This window comes from Prosthecobacter sp., assembly GCF_046154365.1.
Lineage (GTDB): Bacteria > Verrucomicrobiota > Verrucomicrobiia > Verrucomicrobiales > Verrucomicrobiaceae > Prosthecobacter.
Genome location: NZ_JBJXFV010000040.1, coordinates 1 through 21405 on the forward strand (window position 1 = coordinate 1; position 21405 = coordinate 21405).

20 protein-coding genes are annotated in these 21405 nt (G+C 60.1%); 7 read left to right on the forward strand and 13 right to left on the reverse strand.

Translation table 11 applies throughout. The features are described from left to right. Window positions 1–325: 325 nt before the first annotated feature. On the forward strand, window positions 326–1519 hold the full coding sequence (locus ACKVY0_RS04450) for a Gfo/Idh/MocA family protein (RefSeq protein WP_409213587.1): 1194 nt from the start codon (window positions 326–328) through the stop codon (window positions 1517–1519). Here ACKVY0_RS04450 and ACKVY0_RS04455 read toward each other — a convergent pair whose 3' ends face one another. The 3 genes from ACKVY0_RS04455 to ACKVY0_RS04465 are packed head-to-tail and all read right to left on the reverse strand — an operon-like array spanning window position 1520 to window position 4185. Further along, window positions 1520–2371, reverse strand: a complete 852-nt coding sequence (locus ACKVY0_RS04455) for a phosphotransferase (RefSeq protein ID WP_409213588.1) — start codon at window positions 2369–2371, stop codon at window positions 1520–1522. It abuts the gene before it with no gap. Between the two features lie 25 nt (window positions 2372–2396). Further along, complete coding sequence (gene tsaA, locus ACKVY0_RS04460; protein ID WP_409213589.1) at window positions 2397–3071, reverse strand: tRNA (N6-threonylcarbamoyladenosine(37)-N6)-methyltransferase TrmO; 675 nt, start codon at window positions 3069–3071, stop codon at window positions 2397–2399. A gap of 19 nt (window positions 3072–3090) precedes the next feature. Continuing rightward, complete coding sequence (locus ACKVY0_RS04465; protein WP_409213590.1) at window positions 3091–4185, reverse strand: dihydroorotase; 1095 nt, start codon at window positions 4183–4185, stop codon at window positions 3091–3093. A 121-nt stretch (window positions 4186–4306) separates the two neighbouring features. Between ACKVY0_RS04465 and ACKVY0_RS04470 the strand changes: the two genes are divergently transcribed. The 3 genes from ACKVY0_RS04470 (at window position 4307) to ACKVY0_RS04480 (ending at window position 6039) form a co-directional block, all read left to right on the forward strand. Continuing rightward, the gene (locus tag ACKVY0_RS04470) at window positions 4307–5182 is read left to right on the forward strand and encodes a sugar phosphate isomerase/epimerase family protein (protein ID WP_409213591.1); all 876 of its coding nucleotides are present in this window, start codon (window positions 4307–4309) and stop codon (window positions 5180–5182) included. Window positions 5183–5248: 66 nt separating this feature from the next. Continuing rightward, entirely contained in the window at window positions 5249–5812 is a 564-nt protein-coding gene (locus ACKVY0_RS04475; protein ID WP_409213592.1) for a hypothetical protein, read from the forward strand. 2 nt (window positions 5813–5814) lie between these two features. Continuing rightward, the gene (locus ACKVY0_RS04480; protein WP_409213593.1) at window positions 5815–6039 is read left to right on the forward strand and encodes a hypothetical protein; all 225 of its coding nucleotides are present in this window, start codon (window positions 5815–5817) and stop codon (window positions 6037–6039) included. A gap of 292 nt (window positions 6040–6331) precedes the next feature. Here the strand turns inward: ACKVY0_RS04480 and ACKVY0_RS04485 are convergent, their stop codons facing one another. Next, a complete protein-coding gene (locus ACKVY0_RS04485; protein ID WP_409213594.1) occupies window positions 6332–7375 on the reverse strand; it encodes a DUF6161 domain-containing protein in 1044 nt (347 codons plus the stop codon). 214 nt (window positions 7376–7589) lie between these two features. Then, window positions 7590–11126, reverse strand: a complete 3537-nt coding sequence (carB, locus tag ACKVY0_RS04490) for a carbamoyl-phosphate synthase large subunit (RefSeq protein ID WP_409213595.1) — start codon at window positions 11124–11126, stop codon at window positions 7590–7592. Between the two features lie 211 nt (window positions 11127–11337). Here carB and ACKVY0_RS04495 point away from each other — a divergent pair, with 211 nt between their 5' ends. Further along, window positions 11338–12039, forward strand: coding sequence for a hypothetical protein (locus ACKVY0_RS04495; RefSeq protein ID WP_409213596.1), 702 nt, complete (start codon window positions 11338–11340; stop codon window positions 12037–12039). Here the strand turns inward: ACKVY0_RS04495 and ACKVY0_RS04500 are convergent. Beyond that, window positions 12020–13336, reverse strand: a complete 1317-nt coding sequence (locus tag ACKVY0_RS04500; protein WP_409213597.1) for an SHD1 domain-containing protein — start codon at window positions 13334–13336, stop codon at window positions 12020–12022. The two genes, ACKVY0_RS04495 and ACKVY0_RS04500, sit on opposite strands and share 20 nt — an antisense overlap. Before the next feature lie 128 nt (window positions 13337–13464). Here ACKVY0_RS04500 and ACKVY0_RS04505 point away from each other — a divergent pair, with 128 nt between their 5' ends. Continuing rightward, window positions 13465–14679 (forward strand): glycosyltransferase family 4 protein, encoded by a 1215-nt coding sequence (locus tag ACKVY0_RS04505; RefSeq protein WP_409213598.1) that lies wholly within the window; start codon window positions 13465–13467, stop codon window positions 14677–14679. A gap of 303 nt (window positions 14680–14982) precedes the next feature. On the opposite strand, the gene ACKVY0_RS04510 is transcribed toward ACKVY0_RS04505, so the two are convergent. From ACKVY0_RS04510 to ACKVY0_RS04530, 5 genes are all read right to left on the reverse strand, one after another. Then, window positions 14983–15591 carry a L,D-transpeptidase gene (locus tag ACKVY0_RS04510; protein ID WP_409213599.1) on the reverse strand — a complete coding sequence of 203 codons (609 nt, stop codon included), beginning with the start codon at window positions 15589–15591 and terminating at the stop codon, window positions 14983–14985. Window positions 15592–15664: 73 nt separating this feature from the next. Continuing rightward, window positions 15665–16852 (reverse strand): FG-GAP repeat domain-containing protein, encoded by a 1188-nt coding sequence (locus tag ACKVY0_RS04515; protein ID WP_409213600.1) that lies wholly within the window; start codon window positions 16850–16852, stop codon window positions 15665–15667. 158 nt (window positions 16853–17010) lie between these two features. Next, on the reverse strand, window positions 17011–17751 hold the full coding sequence (locus ACKVY0_RS04520) for a putative 4-mercaptohistidine N1-methyltransferase (RefSeq protein WP_409213601.1): 741 nt from the start codon (window positions 17749–17751) through the stop codon (window positions 17011–17013). Window positions 17752–17774: 23 nt separating this feature from the next. Then, the gene (locus ACKVY0_RS04525) at window positions 17775–18392 is read right to left on the reverse strand and encodes a hypothetical protein (RefSeq protein WP_409213602.1); all 618 of its coding nucleotides are present in this window, start codon (window positions 18390–18392) and stop codon (window positions 17775–17777) included. Between the two features lie 2 nt (window positions 18393–18394). Continuing rightward, window positions 18395–19222: a LysR family transcriptional regulator gene (locus tag ACKVY0_RS04530; RefSeq protein ID WP_409213603.1), complete on the reverse strand. Its 828-nt coding sequence runs from the start codon at window positions 19220–19222 to the stop codon at window positions 18395–18397. Between ACKVY0_RS04530 and ACKVY0_RS04535 the strand changes: the two genes are divergently transcribed. Continuing rightward, window positions 19173–19394, forward strand: a complete 222-nt coding sequence (locus ACKVY0_RS04535; protein ID WP_409213604.1) for a ferredoxin — start codon at window positions 19173–19175, stop codon at window positions 19392–19394. The genes ACKVY0_RS04530 and ACKVY0_RS04535 overlap by 50 nt on opposite strands. Before the next feature lie 21 nt (window positions 19395–19415). Here ACKVY0_RS04535 and ACKVY0_RS04540 read toward each other — a convergent pair whose 3' ends face one another. Then, complete coding sequence (locus ACKVY0_RS04540; RefSeq protein ID WP_409213605.1) at window positions 19416–20573, reverse strand: ATP-binding protein; 1158 nt, start codon at window positions 20571–20573, stop codon at window positions 19416–19418. 58 nt (window positions 20574–20631) lie between these two features. Next, a complete protein-coding gene (locus ACKVY0_RS04545) occupies window positions 20632–21396 on the reverse strand; it encodes a DNA polymerase beta superfamily protein (protein WP_409213606.1) in 765 nt (254 codons plus the stop codon). Window positions 21397–21405: the final 9 nt, after the last annotated feature.

A 21405-nucleotide genomic window follows, 5' to 3' on the forward strand; every position in this document is an offset into this window, starting at 1 on the left:
TTGCCAGGGAAAGGCGTTGCGGGGGCGGGCGAAATCGAAGGGAGAGAAGTAGGGGACACCCGCCTATAGATAGCCACTGTAGCCAGTGTACAATTTATATTTTCTATCTTGTGGGTAAAGCTCAGAGTCCTCTGGCGCTTTCGAGCGTCCCCTGGCCTGCGACAAGCTCCAGAGGGCTGGAGCACTCCAGGACGCTGCCGCGCTCAGCGCAAACCCAACTGCATGGTTACAGCTCAGAGTGAGTTTTGCTGCGAATGACGAAAGGTTCTTCCTCATCAAAGTCCGCATGGCATGAACTCATGGCGGCGCAGCGTATTCCCTCATCATGAAGACCACCGACTGGACACGGCGCAATATTCTCCTCGGCAGCACCGCATGGGCTGCGGCGCATTCCCTTCGTGCGGCAGATGCTCCGCCACGCAAAGCCGCGATCATCGGCCACACGGGAGCTGGCGACTATGGGCATGGCATCGAGCACGTTTTCAACGGACTGCCGAATGTATCCGTGGTGGCTGTCGCTGATCCGAATGAGGCGGGTCGCACGAAGGCAAAGGCGGCATGTGGTGCGGCGCGGGACTACGCGGACTTCCGCGCGATGCTGGACAAGGAGAAGCCGGACCTGGTGGCCATCGGCCCGCGCTGGGCGACCGAGCATCACGCGATGGCGCTGGCCGCGCTTCAGGCCGGGGCGCATTTGTATTTGGAGAAGCCGTTCACCGTGACACTGGCAGAGGGCGATGAAATCCTTCGGCTGGCTAAAGAGCAGCAGCGGCGCATCGCCGTGGCACATGTCGCGCGCATGGCCCCGAGCGTGCTCCGGCTGGAGAAGGCGTTGCGCGAGGGCCTCATCGGCGAGGTGCTGGAGATTCACACCGTGGGCAAGATGGGCTCACGCGCAGGTGGTCAGGACATGATGGTGCTGGGGCTTCATGTGTTTGATCTGACTCGGCTGTTCGGCGGCGAGGTGCAGTGGTGCCAGGCTCGCATCCGGCTTCAGGGCAAGACACCGACAAGCGCCGATGCCAAGGAGTCTCCTGCGGACAAAGTCGGTCCGGTTGTTGGCGACGACATCTTCGCGAGCTTTGCCATGGATTCGGGCGTGAACGTCACCTTCCGCAGTCGAGTGGGCTTGGAGAAAGCCGCTGGTCCGTTCGGTATGGAGATCATCGGATCAAAAGGAGTGATCCGACTCAACTCCGGAGCCGTGCCCACGCTGTCGATCCTCACCGAGCCGAATCGCGCCGCCACTACTCGCACCGAGAGCTGGAAGGACTGGAATGGCGGTATCGACCCCGCCACCGAGGCCACCATCGACGGCATCACTGGCTACGATGCCGCGCATCGACGCGTGGTGCGCGACTGGTTGCGCGCCATCGACGAAAATCGCGAGCCGCTCGGTTCTGGCGAACGCGCCATGAAGGCCATCGAAATGGCGCATGGTGTTTTCCAGGCCGGCATGACCGGCCAGCGCGTCGAGTTCCCGCTCGTGAGGCGCACGCATCCACTCGTGGCAGCTTGATCACGCTTGCTCCAGCCACTCGATGCGACGACGGAGCTTTTCCTGCCGGTCTGCGTTCGGATTCGGATACAGGATGGGATACCACGCCGTCATCACCGCAGCGCGCCCGATGAGGCTTTGCTGGAGCGCTGTTTCATCCACCGGGCCATACGCATCCAGGATCGCCTTCACCATGGCGTGATCTTCATCAAGGAACTTCGCATTCCAGATGATCGAGGCCACATCCCACTCGACGGGACCGGCGAAGGCATCTTCCCAATCCGTCCACAGCAGGCCCCGTGTCGTATTCATGAGGTTTCCCATGTGCGCATCCCCATGCAGTGGCTGGTGCGGGTAGTGGCTCAAGACCTCAATGGAGGTCGCGAGATGATCACACAGCATCTGCTGAGTCGGTTTCGCGAAGAGTTCGCGTTCATCGAGAATGGCGAGGCTTTCAGTGAGGATCGCGAGCTTTGGCAATGGCTCGGGGAATCTGCGCAAGATATCGTGACACTGACGCAGCGTGCGTCCGATCTCGGCTGGATTAGGTTCCGCTGCAATTCGCGTCACGTACTCCCAAAAATTCAGCGGATAACCCAGATGCTCGTGTGGACTGGGTGGCATCTCGGGATGCAGCGGGATTGTCGGTGCTCCCTGCAGCGTGAGATGCTGCGCGATGGCGTTTTCTCTGGCAAACCACGCCGTCCCCTGCCGCGGTCCGTCGCGATCCTGTACCACGCGTGCCACCAGCGTCTCCGTGAGCCTCAAAACGAGTGTGCTGCCGTTTTGCAGAATGTTGCAGCGATCCGGCGTGATGCCGTGGGCGATGGCGGTTGCCGTGGCAGCGCGGATGGGAAGATCGGTCGAAAGCATGCTGCGAATGGTTCTTCTGTGTCGTTCACCCGACGAATTCGCAACTCTTCACGCAAGCGCCATCGGTGGTCGCAGTCCACTTCACCCGCCAACCCGCGATCTCCGTCGCATACTCGCGATCTGAGTCATCGTGATAGGCCGGTTGCGGCTGTTGGGCGAGGGATTGGTCGATGATCACACGCACATCGTCCGGCACGAGGCTTTCACACTCCCAGATCACCGGAACCGGTGGTGGCGGAGAGTCCGCAAAGCCGCTGTGGGCCTCGGGAATCGAATCCGCGTAGCGCACATACGGTTTGATGTCGAAAACGGGCGTCCCATCGACCAGATCGACGCCGGACACGAACAATCGCGGAGCCATGTCGCCTTCCAGTTCCACACGATCCAGCTTCACCACGCTCAAGGTCAGCCGGTTCGGCCGGAAAGGCGAGCGTGTGGCAAACACGCCGCGTTTCTCGTTCCCACCGAGTTTCGGCGGGCGTACGGTGAGTGAGGTTGGCTCCTCGCTCACCAGATGAAACTGCGTGATGAGCCACAGGTGGCTGAACTCCTCGATACCGCGCACTGCTTCGACGCGACGATACGCTGGCTCAAACTCAATCACGCCCCACGCGGCCGGCACGAGCCCTGACTGGCGCGGCACACCAAATTTGTCGGTGTAGCAGGTGCGCAGCGTGGCGATGACGTTCAGATCGGGCATGGGATTAAATGGATTTGTCTCACTCAACGATCCGCCACGTCAGCTCGATGCCCATGCCAAGCGGCAGCGGAGTTACGGGACCGGCGGGTGTTTCGAGGATCGGCGTCTGTGATGAAGCCTTCTTCATCTGGAATCGCTGCTTTGAGGCCGGAAAGCCGTAGAAAGCGGGGCCGTTGAGGCTGAGGAAGCGCTCGAAGATGGCCTGGCCGTTGGCGGTGCCGAGATCGACGCCCGCGTCTTCAAAGGCCATCGCATAGAGCTGCGGCGCACAGCCGCCGGTGAAGCAGCCTGCCGCGCAGCCACAGGCCGTGGCCTTGGTCGTGTGCGGAGCGCTGTCCGTGCCCGCGAAGAATTTGAATTGGCCTGCTTTCGTCACTGCCGCCCGCAGCGCCGCGCGATCCTCCTGAAACTTCACAATGGGCAGGCAGTAGAGATGATACTTCAGCCCCTGAATCAGATGCCCGAGAGTGTAGAGCAGGTGCTGAGGTGTGATCGTTGCCCCGACATGCTCCGGTGCCGCCACCACAAACTCCGCCGCCGTGCGCGTGGTGATGTGCTCGCACACGATACGCAGTTTCGGGTGTGCCGTGAGAAGTCGAGGCATGCGCTCGCTGTAGAATCGCGTCTCGGCGTTCTGTGCGGCGTCGATGTAGTCCGGCCCGCTCAGTGCGTGCTGCTCACCGTGGATGCAGAGAACGATGCCGCACTCCTCCATGGCACGGAACACCTCGCCGCTGATGAGGTCGTCCATCGGCATGCCATGCTCCGAGTTCGTCGTGCCATGCGGCGGGTAGTATTTGCAGGCCCGCAGCAGCCCTGAGGAAGCTCCTTCGCGAATCATCGCCGCCGTGGTGTGCCGCGTGAGGTAGAGCGGCACGATGAGCTGCTCAAACGCATCTGCACCCGCCGCTCGTAGCTCCGCAGAGTAGCTTTCGATGCTCCAGCCATCGCTTTGAGCCACACCGGAGGCCCGAGACACCGGCGGCTGCGTGTTCGGCATGGCCAAAGCGCCCGAGCAGCCCATGTCGAGATGCGCCTGGACATACGAAGCCATCGCCGGGCCTTGGCGGAAGTGCGTGTGGAGATCGAACCACTTGGGAAGCGTGAGGGTCATGCATTCTTGTTAGCGTGGGGAGATGAACGCGGCAAGAAGGGACAGGAGCCCTTCGCCTCCACGTGATTGATTTCCATGCGATTCAGGTAAAAGACGCCGTGCTTCGGCGTTTCACCTTTGCATGACCACTCACCCGCTTTCCCGTCGCAGCTTCCTCGGCACCGCTCTCGCCACCGCCACTGGCCTCTCGCTTCCTCGATTCGCATCGGCCGCTGAGAAGCCGAACTCGGTCTTCAATGGCGTGCGCATCGGCTGCATCACGTATAGCTACCGCAGCATGGCGAAGACCGCCGAGGAGACGCTGAAGGCGTTGCTGGATGACGGCCTCAGCGAGACGGAACTCATGGGCGGACCGATCCAGGACTTCACGGGCATCAAAGGCAAGGCCACCGACGCGGAGCGTGAGCAGCAGCTCGCGAAGTGCCGTGAGCTGCGGAAGATGTATAACGAGGCAGGCGTCAACATTCACATCCACAAGATGGGCTTCGGTCAGTCGAATGAGGAGATCGAGTTCAGCTTCCTTGTGGCCAAGGCGCTGGGCTGCACCGGCGTGACCACCGAGCGCAATGCCATCCTCGCCGCGCGTGTGGCACCGTTTGCGGACAAGCACAAGATCTGGGTCGGCTTCCACAACCACACGAACAACCTGCCGGAGATGGACAAGTTCGACTCCATCCTGGATCTCGGCCAATACATTGGCTTCAACCTCGACATCGGCCACTACGTCGCCGGCACCAAGGGCAAGTCACCCATCCCCGTGCTCGAGAAGTATCACGCCCGCATCACGAACCTGCACCTGAAGGACCGCACCGCCGACGGCGGCAACGTGCCCTGGGGTCAAGGCCAGACACCGATCAAGGAAGTGCTGCAATTGATGCGGAAGGAGAAGTGGACCTTCCCCGCCGAGATCGAGCTGGAATACAAGATCCCCGAAGGCTCCGACGCCGTTGCTGAAGTGAAGAAGTGCGTACAGTATTGCCAAGAGGCGCTGGCGTGAGCGCGGCTCACATCGTGCAGGCGATCCGTGCTTGGCAAATCGAGGCCGCTGGTTACGATCCTCGCCATGCGGCATCTCGACTACCAACGCACCATCATCGCCTACCACGGCTGCGATGAAGCGTTGGCAAATCGAGTGCTGCAAACGGGCGAGACGTTGAAGGTGAGCGAGAACGATTACGACTGGCTCGGCTCTGGCATCTACTTCTGGGAGTTTGGGCCGGATCGTGCCATGGCATGGGCGGAGGAGCTTCATCGGCGTTTCCCGAAACGCATTGCCAAGCCAGCGGTGCTCGGTGCCGTGATTCAACTCGGCTCTTGCTTTGATCTGCTCGACACCCAACACACGGACTTGTTGAAACTGGCTCACGCGGACTACCTCCGCAGCGCGCCCCGGCCCTTGCCCGTCAACAAAGACCTTGTGCATCGGTTGGACTGCGCGGTGATCAATTTCGCGCTTCCAAGATTCGAGAAAGCATGGAGATACAAGTTCCAGACCGTGCGCGGCGTGTTTCAAGAGGGCCAGCCCGTCTTTGCTGGCTCCGAAATCCGAGAAAAGTCCCACATCCAAATTGCCGTTCGTGATCCCTCGTGCATCTTGGGCTACTTCAAACCCCGCCAAACGAACTAGCCATGCCTGCGACCAAAGCTAAATCCAGCACGCCGAAGGTCACCCATCGCCCTCCTGCGCCGAAGCGGCCCGCAGGGCCTTACCCTGGCTACCTCACTGACGAATGGTTCAACTACACGGTTGCCATGATGAAGCGCACGACCCGTGCCCAATCTCGGCGGATCATGTTCGAGGCAGGCATCATCGACAAGAAGGGCAACTACACGGCTCCGTATCGGAACGATTGAGGCTCAAGTTTGCGCTGCCGTTGTCGCCAGCGAAGCCGAAGCGGGCCAGGGGGAAGACGACGGGGAAGCGGGCGGCGGTCAAGGGGTAGGCGGGCGTGGGGATCAGCGGTTCACGTTCATCGTCGGCGCATTCACCCCGCGCTCCACGAGGCGGATGAACTCCATCGGTCAACTTCTAATTAAGACTGCGAAGCCCAAGCTCTCCATGGCCTCTGCCTGGGCCTGCTGAGGGTGTTCCCCTGCTTCTGCCTCGCGGGGATTCGATGGGTGGGACGCTCCTGGAAGCTTTGGGCTACTTCGGGCGAGAAAACCACTCCAGAGCAGTTGGAGGAGCGCCGTCATCCTTGACGAGACCGTCAGATGCAGATTTGAAAAGCTGCTGAAGGATCACGGACCTGTCCGCTGGAGCGACACCTTGTCCTTCTAGGCTCAACGAAAGATAGGTCTGCACCATGGTCACACGCTCGGCGGCATCTGCGGCAAGGTGTTGATGACTGAGAAACATTCGAACCAATAGGCGAACGATCCAGATGACGAAGAACGCCGCGATAATCGTGACACCAACTTGCCAATGCTTGGGATTCTCATTGGCCTCCAGGTTTCCAAATGCCCAGTGAATCAAAAAGCCCAGCCCCACACCGAAAACGACAAGAACAATGCCTGAGGCCCACGCAAACCTTTTGGCAAGCTTCACATGCGATACCTTTTTCTCTCTCCAGTAGTCGATGGGCTTTTGTAGGGCGAGCTTGTTGTGAAATGTGTCCTCAATGTTTTTGAGGTTCGCCTCATGTTTAGTGGCCAAGTCAGCAAAAGCCTTGTCTTTCGCTGCATAAAGCTCATTCAGCGCAGTTTCTTTGGCTGTATGAAGTTCATCGAGCACTGATGCCTTGGACAAGCTGAGTTCGTCGAGTCCATCTGATTTGGCTTTGAGCGTAGCGTCATGGGCTCCGTTCAAGCGCAGATTTTCAGCCTCCAGATGTTGTAGTCGAGCCTCTTGATCCTCCAAACGCTGTTTGTATTGAGCTTCGAGATCATCCAAAACCTTGCGATGAGCTGATGCTGTCCAATCGATCTCATTCTGAAACAAGAACCCTCTTAGCAATCCGCCGAAAAATGCCTCGTTAACATTCCGCTCAAAGTGAATGTCAGAGCGCGAGAGCACTGCGAAGACACCGGAGGCGGCGGCGTGCCCATGCTTCTGAAGAACATCTTTGATGAACGCGATGTGGGCTGCCTTGCCAAACAGCGAATTATCGTTGCTAAACATCTGCTGGATCGCGCCATGAACGATATTTCTCGCCTGATCGCGCATCCCCTGATGTTGTGGATTTCTCATCCACTCATTCGCAGCCAGCCTGCTTGATGGAACTGAGGTGGCTTTCTTGCTGTGACCATGCGTTTCGGGCCGGTGAGTTGCTCAACCAGTTCCATTCTGCCCGAAGCTGTTCCTGCCACTCCAAGAGCTTCTGAGGAGTCTCAAAGACGAACTCGCGCTTGAGTTGGGGGAGTTCGATCTTGATGCTGTGGTCAGAAGGCTCGCTCATTGGGTATTACTGATGATACTCCTGCAAAGCCCGCACCTGCACCTCGCTGCCTTGCAGTGACTTGATCGCCCGCAGCGCGGCATCGGCACCACGCAGCGTGGTCATGATCGGAATGCGGTTCTGCATCGCGGCGGTGCGGATCTTCACTTCGTCCTCGCGGGGGTTTTTGCCGCTGGGGGTGTTGATGACGAGGGCCATGTCCTTGTTCTTCATGAGGTCGATGACGTTGGGGCGCTGGCCGCTGGCGAGTTTGGGGAGGATGTTCACGGGGATGCCGGCTTCGGAGATGACGCTGCCGGTGCCGCTGGTGGCGTAGAGGGTGAAGCCGAGGTCGGCGTAGCCTTTGGCGATGCGGACGACGTTGGGGCGGTCGGTTTCCGTTGATGCTGTTTGTTGGCCCGAACCATCGCTGGCTTTGCCGGAGCTGACCGCTTTGAGTTTGTCACTGTCTTTGACGCTGATGAAGACGTTGCCCTTCGTGGGGAGGGTGCCGCCGGCGGCCATCTGGCTCTTGGCGAAGGCCATGCCGAGGTCGTAGTCGATACCCATGACTTCGCCGGTGCTCTTCATCTCGGGGCCGAGGATGATGTCCACGCCGGTGAATTTGCTGAAGGGGAAGACGGCTTCTTTGACGCTGTGATGCTTGGGGATGACTTCTTCGGTGAAGCCGAGTTCCTTCAAGGTCTTGCCGACCATGATTTTGGCGGCGAGTTTGGGCAATGGGACGCCGATGGCTTTGCTGACGAAGGGCGCGGTGCGGCTGGCGCGGGGGTTGACTTCGATGACATACAGGTCGTCGCCTTTGACGGCGAGCTGCATGTTCATGAGGCCGCGGACGTTGAGGGCTTTGGCGAGCTTTTTGGCGGCGTCGCGGATGCGGTCCTGCATGGCGGCGCTGAGGCTGAAGGGCGGGATGACGCAGGCGCTGTCGCCGGAGTGGATACCGGCTTCTTCGATGTGCTCCATGATGGCGCCGATGACGGTGGTTTCGCCGTCGCTGATGCAATCGACATCGACCTCGGTGGCATCTTCGAGGAAGCGGTCGATGAGGAGGGGTTTGTCGGCGGTGACGATGGGTTTGTTGGCGGTGTGGGTGCCGGGACTTTGTTGACCTGAGTGACCGGATTGAGGGGTGGAATACTCGACGGCGGTGAGCATGTAGTGGCTGAGCTCCGCTTCGGTGTAAACGATCTGCATGGCGCGACCGCCGAGCACGAAGCTAGGGCGCACGAGGCAGGGGAAACCAACGCGATTGGCGACGACGAGAGCCTCCTCAAGGTTGGTGGCGGTGCCACTGGGGGCTTGATGCAGGCCGAGTTGATCGAGTAAGGCAGCGAAGAGTTTGCGGTCTTCGGCGAGCTCGATGTTCTTCGGCGAGGTGCCGATGATGCGGACGCCGTTTTCTTCGAGGCCTTTGGCGAGGTTCAGCGGGGTCTGGCCGCCGAACTGGACAATGACGCCGAGCACCTGGTCGTTGACGTTTTCGCGCTCGTAGATGTTGAGCACGTCTTCGAGCGTGAGGGGCTCAAAGTAAAGTTTATCAGAGGTGTCGTAGTCGGTAGAGACAGTCTCGGGGTTGGAGTTGACCATGATGGTCTCAAAGCCCAGCTCACGCATGGCGAAGCTGGCATGGACGCAGCAGTAGTCGAACTCGATGCCCTGGCCGATGCGATTGGGGCCGCCACCGAGGATCATGACTTTTTTGCGGTCGTTGTCGCGCACCTCGTCCTCGATGCCGTAGGTGGAGTAGTAGTAAGGCGTGAAGGCCTCGAACTCGGCGGCGCAGGTGTCCACGAGGCGGTAGGTGGGGACGATGCCAGCTGCTTTGCGGATTGCTCGTGCTTCGATGGAACTTAGCGGTTTCTCGTCATTGATCTTTTCAGTTCCAGTTGTGCGGTGAACAGTGAGGTCTCTCCTGCGGCTGAGATGAGCGAGTTGCACGTCAGAGAATCCGAGACGTTTCATTCGGCGCAGCCTGTCTGCGCAGTCCTGCTCAACCTCTGCTCCTGGCTTAGAGTGTTGGACAAAGTTTAGTGCCTGCATCGCGTGAGCGTTGGAACTCACAGCCAAGATGTTTTCACCTGTGGCATTCACGAGGCCGCTTTCGTTCCAGCTTTCGAATGCTTCTTGTTCCTTCACAATCTCCTCAATCTGCCTCAAGAACCACCGATCAATCTTGGTGAGCGAAAACACCTTCTCCACATCCCAGCCCTTCGCGAAGGCCTGGCCGAGGAAGAAGATGCGCTCGGCATTGGGCACGGTGAGCTTGGTGGTGAGCGTCTCGTCATCGACTTCCTTGTCGGCACCATCGCCGATGAGGCCGAAGCGTTTGATCTCCAGGCTGCGCAGGGCCTTTTGCAGGCTCTCTTTGAAGGTGCGGCCGATGGCCATGGCCTCGCCGACGGATTTCATCTGCGTGGTGAGCGTTTCGTTGGCACCGGGGAATTTTTCGAAGGTGAAACGCGGGATCTTGGTGACGACGTAGTCGATGGTGGGCTCGAACGCGGCGGGCGTGTGGCGCGTGATGTCGTTTTTAAGCTCATCGAGGGTGTAACCGACGGCGAGCTTGGCGGCGATCTTCGCGATGGGGAAGCCGGTGGCCTTCGACGCGAGCGCGGAGCTGCGGCTGACGCGCGGATTCATCTCGATGACGATCATGCGGCCCGTGTCGGGATGTACGGCGAACTGGATGTTTGATCCGCCCGTCTCCACGCCGATCTCGCGGATGCAGGCGAAGGAGAAGTCGCGCATGATTTGGTATTCGCGATCGGTGAGCGTCTGGATCGGCGCGACGGTGATGGAGTCGCCGGTGTGCACGCCCATGGGGTCGAGGTTCTCGATGGAGCAGATGATGACGCAGTTGTCCGCGCAGTCGCGGATGACCTCCATCTCGAACTCTTTCCAACCCAGCAGCGATTCCTCGATGAGTACCTCGGTGACGGGCGAGAGATCGAGTCCGTTCGCCGTGATGGTTTCAAATTCCTCCTTGTTATAAGCGATGCCGCCACCGGTGCCGCCGAGCGTGTAAGCCGGGCGGATGATGAGCGGCAGCGTGCCGATCTCGGCAGCAATGACGCGCGCTTCTTCAATCGTGTGCGCCACGCCGGACTGCGGCAGATCGAGCCCGATCTTGAGCATGGCGTTCTTGAACTTGAGCCGGTCCTCACCTTTCTCGATGGCCTCCGCATTCGCGCCGATCATGCGCACGCCGTGTTTCGTCAGCGTGCCCGCATTCCACAGCGACATGGCGCAATTGAGAGCCGTCTGGCCGCCGAGCGTGGGCAACAACGCATCCGGCTTCTCGATCATGATGATCTTCTCGACGATCTCGGGATTGATCGGCTCGATGTAGGTCCGATACGCGAACTCCGGGTCCGTCATGATGGTGGCCGGATTGGAATTGATGAGCACCACCTGGTAGCCTTCCTCGCGCAGAGCCTTGCAGGCCTGGACGCCGGAGTAGTCGAACTCACAGCCCTGGCCGATGACGATGGGGCCGGAACCGATGACGAGGATGGTCTTGATGGTGGTGTCTTTGGGCATGGGAAATTTGAGATCTGAAATTTCAGATTTGAGATTTAGGGAAAGCGTATGATTTGGGCGCTTTCGGGGGCCGGGGAGAGGAATCGGGTGGATTCGCCGCGCTTGGCGGGCCGGAAAGCGCGGCATCTTGCACAGTCGCGGGGGTGCGTCAAATGCGGGGCTTGCTTTGAGGCGGTTCTGTCTGAAAAATCGTCGGTTTCTTCAGAAAATCATGCCTGCCACGACCATCGCGCTCGGATTCGGCCATTTGCCGCAGGATCATGCCCAAAACACGGTGCTGGATGTGCATCTGCACCTGGATCATCCGGCCACGCCGATCTCGCTGGGGGAGCGTAGCGGCTCGCAATCGACCGGGGCGGGGTTCACGCTGCAGGAGGCGACGGAATACCGCATGGAGGAGCATTTGCGAGCATGTGGCTGTTACTGGCTGCGCCAGGTGGCGGTGGAGGAGCGGCTGAGCGGGCGGGTTTTCACGCCGGAGGAGATTTTGCAACGGCGGCCCGAGGTGGTGACGCCGCCACTGACTCCGAAAGTTACGGCGCAGCGGCCCACCGACCCGGCGGTGCTGCTAAAAATCCGCGCAGCGATCTCGGCGCAGGATTTCGAGGAGATCGAGGGATTGCGGGATGTTTTGAATGATGAAATTGTGCGGCAGATCGCCAGCGAGTGGCGAGCGGAGCTGCGGTGGGAGGTCAAAGACGCGTATGCGGCGCTGCTGCTGGACCAGACGGCTGACTGCGTGCGTCCGCTGTTTCAGGATGCGCTGCGCTCTCCCACGCTCGAATCACGCGCGTATGTGGTGTGCATGCTGACGAAGGATTTTGGCCGCTTTGAGGCGATGATGTTCCACGGCGGTCTGGATGCCGCGAAAGTGGATGCTGCGGTGCGGTCTCTCAGTTCACTGAAATCTTGACGCCGATGTCCTTGTAGGCGGCGATGATTTCCTGCGCGATCTGCGAGTAGCTGCGGTCGTTGAGGAGGAACGTCAGGTGTTTGAAGGGAGCGGTCTCGCCCTTCATGTCCGGCGGCGGGAAGTTGGTGGGATAGCTGAAGCGGCCGTCGGGGAAGTGTTTGACGCGAGGATCCTTGAAGAAGGTGCGCAGCGCCTCGGTCTCGCCATAGACGGCGTCCATGAACTTGATGAAGCGCGTGCCTTTTTTGTCGCCGTCGAGGTGGCAGAAGAAATAGACGAGCAGCACGGAGCGGAAGTACAGCTCTCCCATCTTCTTGTTGGTGGTGTCGGCGATGCCGGACCAGGTGGCGCGGTTCATCGTCATGTGCGTCTCCAGGCTGCCGATGTCGATCGGATAGCCGCGCTTTTCCATCTCCTTGATGTGGTCGCGGATGCCGGTCTTGTGGGCGTCGGCGCGGAATTTGCCGGCGTTGTAAGGCAGCATCTCGGTGTATTCGGCGGTGCCTTCGATGACCCACACGGGCAAGAAGGTGAGGTAGGCGTCCATCACTTGATGGGTGATCTCATGGATGAGGGTGCCGCCGTCGTAGTCGGCGTCCTTGGCGTAGGTTTTGCCCAGGAGCTTGAGGCCGATGCTGTCAAAGGGCACGCGGAAGATTTTGTCGCCGCTCATGTACACACCGCCCGAGTTCTCGGGACCGCCGGCGGCGATGTAGTCGTTCCGGGTCTCATACAGCGCTGCCTTGTAGCGTTCGAAGCCTTCGGGTGGCTGACAAACAACACCCCAGGGCAGCGAGGAGACGAGGGTTTTTGTGGCTTCAAAGGTACGCGCGACTTCCTTCATCACGCTGCCAGCCAGCTTGGCCTGCGAGGTGAACTCAAAGCCTTCGGAGCGATAGACGCACTTCCGTGCGGCGGGATTTTCCTCGATGATCTGGATCTCGATGGATTTCGTCGGCACGACGACGTTCTCCGGCCAGGTGCGCTTGTCGATGGGGAGGCGGTTCAACGAGGAAGCAGAGACGACGGGCGTGGCACCCTGGGCGGTCGCTGGCGCGGCGGGAGCTAGGCTCTTCACGAAGGCCTGATCCTCGACGCTGAGACGAGTGAGCGGGATTTGATGCTCTTTACCATCTGCCAGCTTCAAGGTGACGCTGTCCGCCGTGGCACTGATGAACGTGGCCTGGATGACGCGGCCCTGCGCGTCCTTCCACGGGCGAACCGCTGCATCCTGCGCCAAAGCACTGAAAGCAACGAAGGCTGCCGCGATGAAGAGGCGGTGGTTGGCGGGCTTCATGGCGGATGAATATAACCAAGCGGGAATTTAGGCAAGACGGCACTGCTTTTCATGGCAGAATCTGCCGCGTGGCCCGCGTTCTGCTTGGTAAATGACGGCGCAGGCTTTTTGTGCTCTGCTTTTCACTGATGGTCCCCTCCTCTCCCAAATCGTCACGCGCACTGCTGCATGTGTTCAACCGCTACCTCTTCCGGGGTGGCGAGGAGCTGATCGTGGACAAAATTCACGCCGACCTCGCCACCATGCATGACATGACGTGGTGCCGGTTTGACAGCGCGGAATGGACTGGAGAGCAGGCACCTTCGACATTTGAGCAGGCGAGACGACTGTTTTACAATCGCGATGCACGCAGTCGTTTTGAATCTGCTCTGGATGCGAGCGGTGCGGGCGCGGCGGTGTTTCATAACATCCATCCGGTCGGTTCGCCGTCGCTGTATCATGCAGCGCTGCAACGCGGACTGCCGGTGGTGCAGTTTCTGCACAATTACCGGCCGTTCTCGGTCGGCGGCACGCTGCAACTAAACGGGAAGCTGCTGCCTGATGCGCTGTACGGCAGCTACTGGAGAGAAGTGCGTGCCGGGGCGTGGCAGAACTCAGTCGTAAAGAGCGCCATGTTTGCTGTCATGCTGAAGGCGTTGCATCGCAGCGGCTGGCTGAAAAGCGTGAAGGCGTGGGTCACGGTTTCCGACTTCATGCGCCAGCGCATCGTTGATGCCGGAGCGCTGCCCGCCGCGCGTGTCCACACGCTGCGGCATGCGTGGAACGCCCTGCCGATGACGCCAGTGGTCGAAGATGCAGGCTATTATCTGTTTCTCGGGCGTCTGGTCGAATCGAAGGGCGTCATTCCACTGCTCGACGCGTGGGATGAACTGCGGGCTCGGCTCGGCGACCGCACGCCACTGCTGCACATCGCCGGCGAAGGCCCGCTGGCTCATGCGGTGCAGCAGCGTTTGCGCAGCAACCCGTACATCAACCAGCTCGGCCACATCTCGGGTGAAACAAAGCGTGAGGCGATCCGCCGCTGCCGTGCCGTCATCGTGCCGTCAACGTGGTGGGAGCCGCTGGGCCTCGTGGTTTACGAAGCCTATGACTATGCCAAACCCGTGCTCGCCGCCAAATCGGGCGGCCTGAACGAGATCGTACAGCATGGCGTCACCGGCTTGCAGCACGAGCCGGGCGATGTGCGCGGCATCGTGACTGATGTGCTGGCGATGGAAGCCACGCCTGCCACCGCACGTCTCGTGGTCGGGCGTGCCGGACGCCTGTGGCTGCTGCGGGAGACGAGCACGCAAGCCTGGCTGCAACGCTTTGAGGAGATTCTGGCCGAGGCGACGCGGAGTTGACGGTGGTTTACCGTGGTTGACATGGTTGACCATGGTTTTCCCAGACCAGCTATTGCGAGCCAGGCTCAGACATCCTGACCCCGGCCCCATCTTTGACCGCATTCTTATTTAACGATGCGAAAACCAATGATCCCTCTGCGACCGTCCATCCTCTGCGGGTAAAACCAGGTAACCGCAGAGGATGGACGGTCGCAGAGAAGAACTGGCTCACTGAGTTTCCTCTGAGGTAAGGATGTCTGAGGCTCTGATTCCGGCAAACAACTGTCAACCACCGTAAACCACTGCCAACAACTGCAAACCTCTTCACTGCATGATCGTCACCCGCGCACCCACCGGGGCATGCTGGAAAATCGTTTCCGCCATGTCACGCGGCAGGCGGATGCAGCCATGCGAGGCTGGTGAGCCGGGATTCGGGATCGGCCCGGCATGCATGCCGACTCCGTAGCTCGTGATGCGCATCCAGTAGGGCATCTGAGCACCTACATAATGGCATCCTGCGGGAACACGGGACACGCCTGCGGTGGCATTGCTGTTCACCACGTTGCCATGGCGGTCCACGATCATGCCATAGCGGTTGGAGCGCTTGTCCACGATTTTTTCCATGATGCGAAACGTACCGGTGGGCGACCGGAAGCCGCTGCGGCCTGTGGCGACATAGGTCCAGCCCACATTCTGGCCACCTTTAAAAAGATACGCCTTCTGCTCGCTGAGGTCGATGTTCACACTCAATGGTCCTGGCCGCCCGCTACCGTGCCAGACATAGAGCGTCGGCTGCGAGGCGAACGGCGGCATGATCGTCATCGGGCGACGCACCACCTCCGAACGCGATGAAAACAACGGGAACTCCGGCAACGAGCACTGGCTCAAGCAGAGCGCACCAACAGCGAGTGTGATGAGACGAATGACTTTCATGGCGGATGCGATTTTAGGAGCACAAGCCGCGCCGGCGCAACCAGTCGCTAGAGCCAGTCTAAAAATTTACTTTTCACTGGCTTCGCTGATTCCAGTAAATCTTAACATTCTTACTACGACGGCCCGCGCCGATCACTTCGAGATCGCGATCCCCATCGAGATCAGCACAAACAGCATCCTCGCAGGCCATGCCGCCATCGTCCAAAAAGGCCTCTTGCCAGCCGCTGCCGTCCTCTTTCGTCGTCCAAAACAGCTTCACCGCCACCTTGCCGATTTTCTGCTGCGCTCGCCAGCCGACCACGATCTGGCGGTTGTTCAAGCCGAGCAAATCATGCGTGGCGATGGCGTGACCATCCACAAGTTGATCGCTTAGCACCCGCCGTTGCCATGGACCGTCCTTCGGTCCATCCGGCGGTGGCGTGTAGAGCACGAGTTTGTCGCCATGCATCGGTTCAATCGTCGTCACATACGGCTGACCGCCTGCAAAGGCCCCATAGCGCACTTCACCCGCGCCTTGCAGCTCGGTGGAGTCCTTCGGATGCTGCGCAATCCATTGCTCTTTCCAGCCATTGTCGGTTTGATTCAGCCGCACCACGCCTTCACGGCCGCACAGCAGCAAACCTTCCGCCTCATTCGGCTGCGCCGGGATGATGTCGAGGTTATGCGTCTTGTGCATCGTGCCTTGCACCAGTGTGGTGTTCCATTGCTTGTGTGGATCTTCCGGCATGTGATACGCCAGCACGCGCACGCCCGCACCTTCGGCGTTCTTGTCATTGCCACGGCCATGCAGCGGCACCACCACGAGATCATAACGCCCCGCCCGGTTGCGCACCCACTTCATGCGATGCGTCGTCGGCTCGTGCGCCAGTTTCACCGGCTCCCACTTCTGCGTGCGGTCTGCCGGTGGGATCAAATAAAACACCGCGCCGCTGCCCGTCGTGTCGCCCGGATTCCATTCCGCGCCCACGGCGATCTCGCATTTACCATCGCCATCAATGTCACGCGCCGCGATGCACACGTGATCCTTCTCCGTGAGCTTTTCGGCGATGACATGCTTCTTCCACGTCGGGTTCTCATACCAGACGATCACGTTGCTGTCCGCGAGCAGGATGTCCGTGCGCCGGTCGCCATTCACATCCGCCACAGCCAGTCCGTAGCCAATGCCGACCGCATCATCGATCTGCTGCGTTTTGAAGTTCGGTGTCTGCGCCTGCGCAATGGCGGCGAAGGCGAGGGAGGCAAAAAGGAGTGTATTTTTCATGCGCCGTCATGCTAGGCGGAACCGGCGGCTCGAAGCAAGCTCGGAGATGTTGGGAGTCCCGCCTTCAGGCGGAAAAATTGCCGAGTAGGTGAGACGGGTAGAGTCGCGACAGCGCCCTGCTTGCCACGCCTGTCCGGCTAAAGCCGGGACTCCGAACATCATACCTTCCTTCTCCACCGCATCCCCAGCGCCACGCTCCACTGATACTTCCGCGCATGCTCGCGGATCAAAAACGGCATGTCACAGGTCTTCGAGAGATCGAAATGCGGCTCCAGCAGCGCCGTGAGCCACTCCCGCGTCGAACCCTGCGGCCAGTTGCCACGCGGCGTGAATTCTTCGAGCCAGGTGCAAGGTGTCGTCAGCAAAAGCTGCCCACCCGGCCGCACCAGACTCGGCAGACGCTTGATCAGCTTCAGCGGATCGGTCAAACGGCATAGCAAGTTCGCCGCATGCACGATGTCGAAGTCACCGAGGTCGCTGCGCAGGTTCATCGCGTCCCCTTGCTCAAAGCGCACGCGATCCCGCCGCAGATTTTCCGGCACACGCGCCACCAGCGCTGTCCGCGCACTGCCTTCATCCACACGCTCGTAATTCATGCTCCCATCACGCGCCAGCGCCGCCGCCGCATCGACAAAACTCTGCGAGTAATCAATCCCCAGCACCTTCACACCAAAATTCGCCAGCTCAAAGCTCGACCGCCCCACCGCACAGCCCAGATCAAGTGCCACCGCCTCACACGGCGTGCGCGGCAGATCGATCAACTCCATCACCGTCCGCACCGCAAACCCCAGCGCCTCACGCGGCCCATTCTCCCACGGCAGCACTTCCGCTGGCTGGCCATAATGAAACAGCAGGTATTCATCGAGCAGTCGCCGGGTTTCGTAGATGTTGGATGCCATGAGTGCGTGAAAGAGAGATTCGTTTACGACCTGAACTGCGCGATCAGTTGCGACAGATTTCGTCGTGCGATCTCATCGTAGCGCTGGTGAAAGAAGTCCGTCAGGTAAATCCGCTCACGATTCAGAAACCCGGTCAAAATCTCCGCACGCTTCTCGCGATACACTGCCTCCGGCACCCAGGCGTATTCCGCACGAATCTGCCGCTCGTATTCCTCCACCCGCTCTGGCGCTTGAGCAAAGATGGCGAGGTCAATGTCGATGATCCACGCATCGTCCAGCCCCTCGCCTAGTTGATGCGACTTCGTGAGCATGATCAGCCGCGCCACCTCGCTAGCCACTTCACCGTCCCCCAGTGCCTCCACAGCCATCTGGATACTAAGCGCTTCATTCTCGCTGCCTTTCGGATCATAAACTGCATCATGAAACCAAAGCGCCATCTCGACGAGGTCCGGCTGCTTCATCGAGCCACTCGCCTTTGCCTCATCGAGTACTCGAAGGCACTCATCCAGATGCTGGAGCGAATGATAAACCCGCTGAGGCTCTGCATAGGCTGATAGCAGTCGTGCGTGCCAAGCGGCGGCATCGCCAGAGGCTTCAAGTCGCCGCCACAAAGGCAACCAGTGATCGATGGAGGTTCTCATGTTCAGAAAAGAATGTTCTCCACAAACTTTGCCACATGAGGCGGCAGCTTGCGGTGTTTGCGGGTGAGGACGACGACTTCACGTTCGAAAGTCTCGGCGAAAGGCACTGTCACAAGCGATTCCTTTCGCCGGTAGAGTGCGAGCGCACGTCGGGGCACGAGCGCGATTCCGTATCCGCTGGCGACGAGATTGATGATGAGGTCAAAGCTGTCGAGTTCCATCGTTGGCGTCACGCTGAGGCCATTTCGCTTCATCCAGCGGCGCAGTGATTGGCCGGTGTTTGTTTGAGAGTCCATCATGAGCCAGGTTTGCTCATGAAGCCAGAGTTTGAGCCTGTCGGCCCGTTTTGGCGCAGCCAGCGCAGCCGGAGCGATGAGCTCAAAGCGATCTTTGAAGCGATGCGTGATCTTCACCGAGTCCGGCAGCTTGGTGGGTGGGCAAAGCACACCGATGTCGGTCTCGTTCGCATCCAAGGCGGTCAGAATCGTGCTGCCAGCATGGTACCCGATCCTGCAGGCCACTTCGGGATGCCGTTGATGATTCGCGTGAAAGAGTCCCGGCATGTGCGCCATGGCGAGCGTGCGAGAAACGCTGACCCGCACCTCCGGTCGCGCGCTGCCAAACGCTGCGTGCAAGCCATCGAGTGTCGCTGTGACGCCGCCGATGAGCCGAGCGGCCTCCGCTGCGAGATAGTGCCCCGCTTCCGTCACCTCGACAGACCGTGTGGTGCGATTGATGAGGTCTAGGCCCAACCTGCTCTCCAACGACTGCATCTGACGCGTGAGAGCGCTCTGCGAGAGTCCAGCCTCCCGTGCAGCTTCGAGCTGCATCGACTGCGGCCTCTGCCCCTCCACCGCCCCGTCGCACTTCCGTCGGGATGACGAGATCGGCCAGAGTTTCGTCTTCCGACAACCCGAGACAGCTGAGGAGATCGCACTTTGCCGCGAAGCCCTCGAAGGCTGCCCAACGGAGTCGATCGGGGAAGATGGGGGTGATACTTGACGAGGATTGCTTCGTCAGACCTCAGATCGCGATCCCACCCTGCCACAGCATTTTCAAAAAGCTCTGCCAGGGCAGGATTTCGATCTTGTCCTCAGTCACGCGGGCACGGGGCACGCGGGAGACGAGGATGCAGCGGCTCTGTGGGTGTTCTTCCCGCCAGGCACGCAAGCCTTTGAGGTGATCGCTGGTGATGTTGTCGCTCGATTTCGCCTCGATAGCGATCTGGCCATTGCCGAGGATGAAATCGACCTCCAAACCGGAGGCCGTGCGCCAGTAGGAAATGGGCAGCCCTCCGCGATAGCTGGCATGCGCCCGCAGCTCCATGAACAGAAAGTGCTCGAAGGCCGCGCCGTATTCTGAGGAGCCGGGACTCATCTTGCCGCGGTGGGCGAGGTCATTCACCACGCCGACATCGAAGAAATAAAAGCGCGGCGACTCGATCACGCGGCGTTTGGCCCGCTTTGTCCAGGCCGGCACCCAGGTGGCGATGAGAGTGTCCACCAGCACCTCAAAGTAGCCGCGCACCGTGTTCGCGGCCACGCCAATCTCGCGGCTGATGCTCGTGAAGTTCACGATCTGTCCGTTGCTGAACGCCGCAGCCTCCAGGAATCGCTGAAAGGCAGGTAGGCTCCGCGTCAGTGCCTCGGCGAGCACTTCCTCACGCAGGTAATCGCCCACATACGCATCCAGCAGAGGTGCAGGTTTGGCGGAAAGGTAGTGCCGGGGCAGCAGCCCGTGATTCAATGCGCGGTCGAGGTCGAGGTCCGGCACCTCGGCGCTCACCAGCGGGAACATCTCATGCCTCACCGCTCGACCGCCGAGGAGGTTGCCACCTCCACGCAGCAGTTTTCGTGGGCTTGAGCCGGTGAGGATGAAGCGTAGGCCGTGCTTGCTAATGAGCGAGTGAACCTCGTCGAGCAGTTCCGGCAGCTTCTGCACCTCGTCGATGATGATGGGATGGGGCTGGTTCCTCCGGCTCCAGCCCAGCGCGGCGCACTCCTCCGCCAGCAGGCTTGGATTGGCTGCGAGCCTGCGGTGCTCCTTCGCCAGCAGCAAATCGTAGTAAGGCGCATCTGGGAACAGCTCGCGCAGCAGCGTGCTCTTCCCCGACTGGCGCGGCCCCCACAGAAAGCAGGATTCCTGGTCGATTTGCTCTTTAGAAAGGATTCGGTGGAACATGTCAATGTGCAGTGCTGCTGCGGATATGCATGATAATGTGCAGTGGCACTGCACATTGTCATCCGCGATTTTGCAGCCTCACCCGCACGAGTAGATCATTCAGCGCCGCCCTTGTGGTCTCTTCCGGCAACTCACGCAGCGTGCTGGCATCGTGGGCGGCTTGGAGTTCGGCACGTAGGCGCTCGTATTCGCCTTGGTGAAAGGCCAGATCGCCGTCATCGAGCGTGCCTTGCTCCGGTCCGGCGAGCTTGCGGTCTATCAGATCCGGGAGGTAGGGCAGGCGGAAGGTTTCATTCAGCGTGACGAGATTCGCCTCCACCACGCCCGTGCGCATGAGCCAGATGCCGGTGAGCAGCACACGATAGACATACAGCAGCGGCTTCACCCGCCTCGGCGATTCCTTGGCAAACAGCTCCCACTGCGTCTCCACAAAGCCGAAGTAGTGATGCGAGTGGTGCCGTGTGATGCAACCCTTTGCGATCTCCTTCAGCTCCGCATGCTCTGGCGTCGTGTGGACGATCAGCGGCGAGTAAAGCTGCTCCAGGACATAGCCGTTCTTCTTCAGCAGCAGGCCGAAGAACTTTTTCACGTCATGCGAGACGATGTCCATCTCCAGCCCCTCGATCACGCGGCTGTCCTCCACCGTCTCATCCCGCACGTCCAGCCCCAACACCTTCGGCAGCGGTAGCACATGCGCCCCACGCAGATCAAAATCCGAATCCGGCGACGGAAAGCCGTAAAGATGCGCCCCACTGATCGTCGCAAACAGCAGCGGATACGGCTGCGCAGCCGTGATGCGGTGGAGGAGGGGCGGGATGGTCATGAGGGAGCT

What these genes read in the sequence shown, in the direction of transcription:
- ACKVY0_RS04450 (WP_409213587.1), top strand. Translation starts at nt 326, where the DNA reads ATGAAGACCACCGACTGGACACGGCGCAATATTCTCCTCGGCAGCACC.
- ACKVY0_RS04455 (WP_409213588.1), bottom strand. Translation starts at nt 2,371, where the DNA reads ATGCTTTCGACCGATCTTCCCATCCGCGCTGCCACGGCAACCGCCATC.
- tsaA (WP_409213589.1), bottom strand. Translation starts at nt 3,071, where the DNA reads ATGCCCGATCTGAACGTCATCGCCACGCTGCGCACCTGCTACACCGAC.
- ACKVY0_RS04465 (WP_409213590.1), bottom strand. Translation starts at nt 4,185, where the DNA reads ATGACCCTCACGCTTCCCAAGTGGTTCGATCTCCACACGCACTTCCGC.
- ACKVY0_RS04470 (WP_409213591.1), top strand. Translation starts at nt 4,307, where the DNA reads ATGACCACTCACCCGCTTTCCCGTCGCAGCTTCCTCGGCACCGCTCTC.
- ACKVY0_RS04475 (WP_409213592.1), top strand. Translation starts at nt 5,249, where the DNA reads ATGCGGCATCTCGACTACCAACGCACCATCATCGCCTACCACGGCTGC.
- ACKVY0_RS04480 (WP_409213593.1), top strand. Translation starts at nt 5,815, where the DNA reads ATGCCTGCGACCAAAGCTAAATCCAGCACGCCGAAGGTCACCCATCGC.
- ACKVY0_RS04485 (WP_409213594.1), bottom strand. Translation starts at nt 7,375, where the DNA reads ATGAGAAATCCACAACATCAGGGGATGCGCGATCAGGCGAGAAATATC.
- carB (WP_409213595.1), bottom strand. Translation starts at nt 11,126, where the DNA reads ATGCCCAAAGACACCACCATCAAGACCATCCTCGTCATCGGTTCCGGC.
- ACKVY0_RS04495 (WP_409213596.1), top strand. Translation starts at nt 11,338, where the DNA reads ATGCCTGCCACGACCATCGCGCTCGGATTCGGCCATTTGCCGCAGGAT.
- ACKVY0_RS04500 (WP_409213597.1), bottom strand. Translation starts at nt 13,336, where the DNA reads ATGAAGCCCGCCAACCACCGCCTCTTCATCGCGGCAGCCTTCGTTGCT.
- ACKVY0_RS04505 (WP_409213598.1), top strand. Translation starts at nt 13,465, where the DNA reads ATGGTCCCCTCCTCTCCCAAATCGTCACGCGCACTGCTGCATGTGTTC.
- ACKVY0_RS04510 (WP_409213599.1), bottom strand. Translation starts at nt 15,591, where the DNA reads ATGAAAGTCATTCGTCTCATCACACTCGCTGTTGGTGCGCTCTGCTTG.
- ACKVY0_RS04515 (WP_409213600.1), bottom strand. Translation starts at nt 16,852, where the DNA reads ATGAAAAATACACTCCTTTTTGCCTCCCTCGCCTTCGCCGCCATTGCG.
- ACKVY0_RS04520 (WP_409213601.1), bottom strand. Translation starts at nt 17,751, where the DNA reads ATGGCATCCAACATCTACGAAACCCGGCGACTGCTCGATGAATACCTG.
- ACKVY0_RS04525 (WP_409213602.1), bottom strand. Translation starts at nt 18,392, where the DNA reads ATGAGAACCTCCATCGATCACTGGTTGCCTTTGTGGCGGCGACTTGAA.
- ACKVY0_RS04530 (WP_409213603.1), bottom strand. Translation starts at nt 19,222, where the DNA reads ATGCAGCTCGAAGCTGCACGGGAGGCTGGACTCTCGCAGAGCGCTCTC.
- ACKVY0_RS04540 (WP_409213605.1), bottom strand. Translation starts at nt 20,573, where the DNA reads ATGTTCCACCGAATCCTTTCTAAAGAGCAAATCGACCAGGAATCCTGC.
- ACKVY0_RS04545 (WP_409213606.1), bottom strand. Translation starts at nt 21,396, where the DNA reads ATGACCATCCCGCCCCTCCTCCACCGCATCACGGCTGCGCAGCCGTAT.